The sequence below is a fragment of the Mesorhizobium sp. M0664 genome (genome assembly GCF_040320565.1).
GTDB lineage: Bacteria > Pseudomonadota > Alphaproteobacteria > Rhizobiales > Rhizobiaceae > Mesorhizobium.
In genome coordinates, this window is sequence record NZ_JAMYPW010000059.1 from 23,985 (window position 1) to 30,530 (window position 6,546).

The 6,546-nt window shown below is 62.2% G+C and carries 5 protein-coding genes; 2 read left to right on the forward strand and 3 right to left on the reverse strand.

What is annotated here, in order from left to right; translation table 11 throughout:
• Nucleotides 1-77 precede the first annotated feature (77 nt).
• Both NKI39_RS30935 and NKI39_RS30940 read right to left on the reverse strand, forming a co-directional pair.
• Nucleotides 78-1,727 carry an ABC transporter substrate-binding protein gene (locus tag NKI39_RS30935; protein WP_352836579.1) on the reverse strand — a complete coding sequence of 550 codons (1,650 nt, stop codon included), beginning with the start codon at nucleotides 1,725-1,727 and terminating at the stop codon, nucleotides 78-80.
• Nucleotides 1,728-1,768: 41 nt separating this feature from the next.
• Complete coding sequence (locus tag NKI39_RS30940; RefSeq protein WP_352774936.1) at nucleotides 1,769-3,319, reverse strand: trimethylamine methyltransferase family protein; 1,551 nt, start codon at nucleotides 3,317-3,319, stop codon at nucleotides 1,769-1,771.
• Between the two features lie 91 nt (nucleotides 3,320-3,410).
• On the opposite strand from NKI39_RS30940, the gene NKI39_RS30945 reads away from it, so the two are divergent.
• Nucleotides 3,411-4,313, forward strand: a complete 903-nt coding sequence (locus NKI39_RS30945; RefSeq protein ID WP_352473620.1) for a LysR substrate-binding domain-containing protein — start codon at nucleotides 3,411-3,413, stop codon at nucleotides 4,311-4,313.
• A 17-nt stretch (nucleotides 4,314-4,330) separates the two neighbouring features.
• On the opposite strand, the gene NKI39_RS30950 is transcribed toward NKI39_RS30945, so the two are convergent.
• On the reverse strand, nucleotides 4,331-5,320 hold the full coding sequence (locus tag NKI39_RS30950; protein ID WP_352473619.1) for a zinc-dependent alcohol dehydrogenase family protein: 990 nt from the start codon (nucleotides 5,318-5,320) through the stop codon (nucleotides 4,331-4,333).
• A 102-nt stretch (nucleotides 5,321-5,422) separates the two neighbouring features.
• On the opposite strand from NKI39_RS30950, the gene NKI39_RS30955 reads away from it, so the two are divergent.
• Nucleotides 5,423-6,325, forward strand: coding sequence for a LysR family transcriptional regulator (locus tag NKI39_RS30955; RefSeq protein WP_352473618.1), 903 nt, complete (start codon nucleotides 5,423-5,425; stop codon nucleotides 6,323-6,325).
• Nucleotides 6,326-6,546 lie beyond the last annotated feature (221 nt).

The following is a 6,546-nucleotide window of genomic DNA, read 5'->3' on the forward strand; positions in this document are numbered from 1 at the left end:
GCTATCAGTACCACGCATCTTGCCCGTCGGCCTTCTTGCGGTCCATGAAATCCTGCAACGCGTCCTCTGCTGGCAACTCAGGCGTTCAGCCAGACGTTCTGGAGATCCATCTCGAAGGTTTGGTGGACACCGTAGTTCTTCACCTTCTCGTTCATGTGGCTGAACAGCTTCTGCCAAAACGGCTGAATGATGACGCCCGAATCTTGCAGGATCTGCTCGATGTCCTTCATGACCTCGCGGCGCTTTTCCACGTCGATGAGCGAAAGAGCCTGCTTGAGCTTGGCGTCGAAATCAGGGTTCGAGTAGCCGGTTTCGTTCCAGGCCTCGCCGGTGCGATAGCCGAGCGCCAGCACCTGTACGCCAAGCGGGCGCATGTACCAGATGGTCATCGAATAGGGGTATTTCGTCCAGTCGTTCCAGAATGTCGATCCCGGCAGCACGGTGCGCTTCACCTTGATCCCGGCATCGCGCAACTGGCCGGCAATAGCGTCGCCGGTGTTCTTTTGCCAATCGTCCTCGACGGTGATCAGTTCATGCTCGAAGTCGTCCTGCCCGGCATCGGCCATAAGCTTCCTGGCGCCCGCGGCGTCGCGTGTCTTCTTGGGCAGCGCGTAGTATTCCGGATGAATCGGACTGACGTGGTGGTTTTCACCAACAGTGCCTCGCCCGGCGTAGCCAAGTTCGAGCACCGCTTTGTTGTCGACGGCCATCTGGAGGGCGTTGCGAACCCGCTTGTCGTCATAGGGCTTGTTCGTGATGTTGGTCCGGGCGACGAGCGTGGTCGCTGTCGCAACCTCCGATTTGACCAGCCCCATCTTGTCGAGAATGTCTATGAAGTCGGCCGGCGTCTCGAAATTGAGGTCGATTTCGCCGGAGTCGAATGCATTTATCGAGGCGTTGAAATCGGTTCCGTAGTCGATGAATTCGACGCCGTCGAGAAGCGCTTCACCGCCCCACCATTTGCCATTCTCACGACGCTTGACGACCGCTTTCTGGCCGACCGCATAAGACACCAGTTCGAACGGCCCGGTGCCAATCGGCTTCTCGATCGGATTGGCGCCGTCGGCGTCGAAGTTGCGATGGACCACCAGCGCCGGATAGTCGGTGAAGTTCGGGATCAGCGAGACGTCCGGCTCGTTCAGCTTCAGCTTCACCGTGTTGTCGTCGACCTTGGTGATCGCCCCTTCCCTGGCCTTGCCGGTCTTTGCATCGATCAGCGCACCGACGCGCGCGGCCATCGAATTGCCGGCGGCAGCCTTCTCGCACCAGCGCGTCAGATTGTAGGCCACGTCATCGGCGTTGAAAGCATCGCCGTTGTTCCAGGCGATGCCCTTGCGCACATGCAGCACGTATTCGGTGGCGTCGTCGTTGACCTCCCAGCTTTCGAGCAGAACCGGCTCGAATGTGAACTGGCGGGTGTAGCGTACGAGCGGCTCGAGCCAGCAGCGTGAAATGTTCGCAAGTTCCACCCAGTCGTAGGTGCGCGGGTCCTTTTGCGCCTTCACCGACATCGAAACGTGCAGCGTTCCGCCTTTCTTCGGCTCTTCAGCCAAAGCCCGCTCCGGCACGGCAAGTCCAATCATGCCGTAGGCAAGGGCCGTCGATGCGCCGAAAGCGCTTGCCAGGGCCAGAAACTCCCGCCGGTCGACGCGACCGGCGCGCGCCTCGCTGGCCATTGCTTCGATGGCGCTCGATACGCGATCGCCGTTGCTTCTGAAGAGTGTCATTTTTTCCTCCCTTATGGTTCGCATCGGGTCTTCGCCCGTGATCAACTAACGCTGTCCGGCAGTTTCTCCTCGCGCCGCGCAATCAAATCTTTGAGACCATCGGCGATGCCCTCATCGAGCTTCGGCTCCTCATAATCGGCGAGCATGTTGCGCGCTTTCTCGCGGCCGCGGGTGTCGTGGTCCTTTGCTCCTTCCGCCTTCCACTGTTCGAATGAATTGAAGTCCATGATGCTCGGTATGAAGAAGGCGGACTCGAAATGTTCAAGCGTGTGCTGGGTGCCGAGGAAATGGCCCTGCGGTCCGACCTCGCGGATAGCCGCCATAGCCTCCTTGAAATCGTCGAATGGCAGCCCGCCAGCATATTTATACCAGCCGACAAGCTGCTCGCAGTCGGTGGCAAATTTCGAATAGCCGCAGGTCAGGCCGGCTTCGAGCCAACCGGCGGAGTGCCAGATGTAGTTGGCGCCGGCAAGGATGGCGGCATGCATCAGCATGTTCGCCTCGTAGCCCGCCTGGGCGTCGTTCAGCTTCGAGCCGACATGGAAACCGGACGTGCGCCACGGCAGACGATACTTCCGCGCCAGCGCGCCCATGAGATACATCATCTGGGCCGCCTCCGGCGTGCCGCCCATGGGAGCGCCGGTCTTCATGTCGACCGTCACCATGAACTGTCCGTAGATCTGCGGCGAACCCGGACGCAGGAGCTGTGTGAACGCGACGCCCGCCAGCGCTTCGGCATTGACCTGCGCGACCGCACCGACGGCAGAGGCCGAAGTCGAGGCGCCGCAAAGGGCGAAGGGGGCGAGGATCAGCGGCTGGTTGTGGCGCGCATAGACTTTCATCGCGTCCAGCATGGTGGCGTCCCACACCAGCGGCGAATTGCAGTTGGTGATCGACACCAGAACCGGGTTGTCGCGGACAAAATCCTCGCCGAACACGATGCCTGCCATCGCCATCGTGTCTTCGGCTCGATCCCTGGAGGTCACGATGCCCATGAACGGCTTGTCCGAGTGCTTCAGCGCCGAATGGATGATGTGGAGGTGACGTTTCGGCACCGCGATTTCCATCGGCTCGCAGATGATCGAGCTCGACGAATGCAGCGCCGGCGCCATGTAGGCGAGCTTGTGGAAATTGTTGAGGTCGGCGAGTGTGCCGTAGCGCCGGTTGTTGTCGAGGTCGCGCACGTAAGGCGCTCCGTACATCGGCACGAAGATGGAGTTGTTTCCACCCACACGTACGGAACGCTGGGGATTCCTCGCATTGAGCGTGAACTCCGACGGGACCTTCGAGATGAGCTCCATCAGCAGGGCGCGGTCGATCCGGACCCTTGTCTCCGAGACATCGGCGCCCGCCGCCTTCCACATTGCGATCGCCTCGTCGTCGCGGAACTCGCATCCGACTTCTTCGAGGATGGAGAGTGACTCCTGGTGGATCAGCTCAACCGCCTCGTCCGGGACCATCTGATAGACGGGAATCTGACGGACCAGGGTTGGAAACGACGCTACGGGTGCGCCCCGCAACGCCTTGCGCCCCAGGCGGCCGCCGCTGCGGCGGTTGGTGTGTTCGCTCACTTCAACGGCCGGTGCGTTCATGAAGGCTCCATATTCCAGTCTCGACCAATCTAGCCAGACAAAATGCGGCTGTGACGCTGGAAAATCCTGATCTCTTGTATAAGCTCAGCTTATGCGAAGCTTGCGCCACCTGCTGCCGTCTGCCGGCAGCCTGATCGTTTTCGAGGCCGCCGGGCGGCTGTCGAGCTTTACCGCCGCCGGGCGGGAGCTCGGCATGACGCAGGCTGCCGTCTCCTATGCGATCCGTGGGCTCGAAGAGCAGCTCGGCGCCAAACTCTTCCAGCGCCGCCACCGGCAAGTCAGCCTGACCGAGGCCGGCGACCGCTTCCATGCCGACGTCTCGCTCGGCCTGTCGCACATTCGCAAGTCGGCGGAGGATCTGCGCCAGATCGCCGTCGGCGCGCATGTGACACTCGCCGCCTCGACCGCCTTTGCCTCGTTCTGGATGATGCCGCGCCTGCAGCAGTTTCGCGACGAATTGCCGGGCATCGACCTGCGCATCCAGACCGCCGACCGCGATCTCGACATCATCGCCGAAGACATCCCGCTCGGCGTCCGCGGCGGCGAGCCCAGGGAATGGCCGGATTATCATTCGCTGCCGCTGGCCGATGAGGTGATATTCCCCGTTGCCGGTGTTAGTTATGTGGCACGGTTCGGGCTGCCGGACCGTGTCGCGGATCTTCAATCGCACCGCCTTATCCATCTTGAAGAGCCGTTTCGCGAGGCTGCGAGCTGGGACGAATGGTTCGCCTCGGCCGGTGTCGACATCGCCGATGCCGGACGCGGCTTGCGCATCAACGACTATGCGCTGGTGATCCAGGCCGTCATGGAAGGGCAAGGCATCGCGCTCGGCTGGGGTCACCTCGCCGAGCGGCTGCTGGCATCAGGGCTGCTGGTGCGCGTCACCGGCCACACGATGACGACCGGCAAGGGCTTTCATGTCATCTGGTCGAAGAACCGCGAACTCAGCGACAACGCCCGCAAGGTGCGGGACTGGCTGGCGGCGCAGGCGTGAGGCCGATAAATGCCCGGTCAAACGGTCACGACGATCTTGCCGAATTGCTCGTTCGATTCGAGATAGCGGTGCGCCTCGACGATCTGGTCGAACGGAAAGGTTCTGGCGATTGCCGGCTTCAGCGAACCCGAGCTCAGTCCGTCAAGGATGAACGCCTTGGCGGCCTGCAGCCGGACCGGATCGCGCACGATCTCATGGACGAGATAACCGCGCATCGTCAGTGTCTTTGCCAGCACTGCAGGTAGTGGAAAGGGTGTCGGGTCGAGGCTCAAGCCGCCATACTCGATGAGAATGCCGCCCGGTGCCATCGCCGCCGTCAGAGGCTTGAAAATCGGGCCGCCGACGGCATCGAACACCACGCGCACGCCGTCCGGGCCGGCGATTCGCTTCAGCCTGGCTTCCAGGTCCTCCTCTGCCGAGGCGATGACGTGGGCCGCGCCGAACTCAAGCAAAGCCCGCTTCTTGGCAGATGTCCGTGTGACCGCGATCGGGGTCGCGCCAACCATGTTGGCGATCTGGATCGCGGCAAGTCCGACGCTGCTCGAGGCCGCGGTAATGACAATAAAGTCCTCGTTTTGGAGGTTGGCAATGTCGATCAGCGCACCGTAGGCGGTGAGATATTGCATCCACGCTGCGGCGGCTTCTTCCCAACTCAGCGATGGTGGATGCTTGACGACGAGCTCGGCGGGATATGTGGCAATCTCACCATAGGCAGGCCAGCGGGCCATCGACAATGGCGGCACGATGCTGACGGCATCGCCAGGCGCAAACCCGTCCACGCCTTCGCCGACCATCTCGACGATACCCGCCGCCTCGAGCCCAAGACCGGAAGGCAACGGCGCGGTCTGGATGTAGGTCCCCGAACGCAGCAGCGCCTCGGCGCGGTTTATACCCAACGCCTTGACGCGGATCTGAATCTCACCGCTCGCGGGCGCAGGCGTGTCAACATTCTCGATGCGCAGGACCTCGGGACCACCGAGCTCATGAAAGCGAACGACACGTGCCATCGGTCAAACTCCAAAATATTTGAACTGAATCAGCTATGCCAGCGCTCATCAGGCGGATAAATAGCCGCTTGAGTAGATCAGCAGAAACTGCAGGTTTTGAATATGGATCGCCTTACGAGCATGGCCGTGTTCGTCAAAGCCGTCGACCTGGGCTCGTTCGCAGCCGCGGCGGCGGCTCTCGATCTGTCCGGGCCGATGGTCGGCAAGCATGTCCGGTTTCTCGAGGAGCGCCTGAGCGTGCGCCTCATCAACCGGACCACGCGCCGCCAAAGCCTGACCGATTTCGGGCGCGCCTATTATGAACGCTGCCGGCTGGTGCTTGCCGAAGCGGAGGCCGCTGATGCACTCGCCGCCGACCAGCTTGCCGAACCGCGCGGAAAGCTGCGTGTCCTGATGCCGGTGCATTTCGGCCGGCGCTGCGTTGCCCCGATCCTGTTCGGGTTTGCGCAGCAATATCCGGCGCTGGAACTTGACCTGTCGTTCAGCGATGCCATCGCCGACCTCGCCGAGGACGGCTGCGATCTTGCCATTAGAACGGGCGACCTGGAGGACCAGGCCGGGGTGATGGCGCGTCGCATCGCGCGCCAGCACATGGTCGTCTGCGCATCGCGGTCCTATCTCGACCGGCACGGCCAGCCGCAGGAAATAGATGACCTCGGCCGCCATCACGCGATCATCTACCGCCGTTCCGGGCGTGCCGTTCAGCCGTGGCTGTTTCCGCGCAATGGCCACCCCGCGATTGAGGTCAGGCCAGTCAGCAGATTGCGGCTCGACGACCTCGATGCCATCGCCGATGCCGCGGCCGCCGGCATGGGGCTCGCCTGGCTGCCATACTGGCTGGTTCGCCAGCGCATCCAGGCGGGCGCACTTGTCCCGCTGTTGTCGGAACAATCCTGGTTTCTCTACGACGTTCATGCCCTGTGGTTGCAGACGCCTCATCTGCCGATGAAAGTCCGCCTTGCCGTCGATGCACTGTCGGCAGCGCTGCCCAAGCTCATGACTTGAATGCACGGTCGCGGTTATCTGCGTGGATTTCCTCGAGAACGACTCGACGCAACCACAAGCCGTTCGAGGCGAGGCTTCGTCGATCGGCTCGGCAGCGCCGCTATCGATCCGCTCGCGCCTCGCATTGGGCGACAGTAGTTGTGTGCGTCAAGTTCTGCAAAATGGCGTGGCATCGCGGTGACGTCGGCGTGTCCGCCGCGCAGCCCCCGTGTTTAGCGGAG

Bases quoted from the DNA above. Each gene is read 5' to 3' on its own strand.
- NKI39_RS30955 (WP_352473618.1), top strand. From the start codon at position 5,423: ATGGATCGCCTTACGAGCATGGCCGTGTTCGTCAAAGCCGTCGACCTG.
- NKI39_RS30950 (WP_352473619.1), bottom strand. From the start codon at position 5,320: ATGGCACGTGTCGTTCGCTTTCATGAGCTCGGTGGTCCCGAGGTCCTG.
- NKI39_RS30935 (WP_352836579.1), bottom strand. From the start codon at position 1,727: ATGACACTCTTCAGAAGCAACGGCGATCGCGTATCGAGCGCCATCGAA.
- NKI39_RS30940 (WP_352774936.1), bottom strand. From the start codon at position 3,319: ATGAACGCACCGGCCGTTGAAGTGAGCGAACACACCAACCGCCGCAGC.
- NKI39_RS30945 (WP_352473620.1), top strand. From the start codon at position 3,411: ATGCGAAGCTTGCGCCACCTGCTGCCGTCTGCCGGCAGCCTGATCGTT.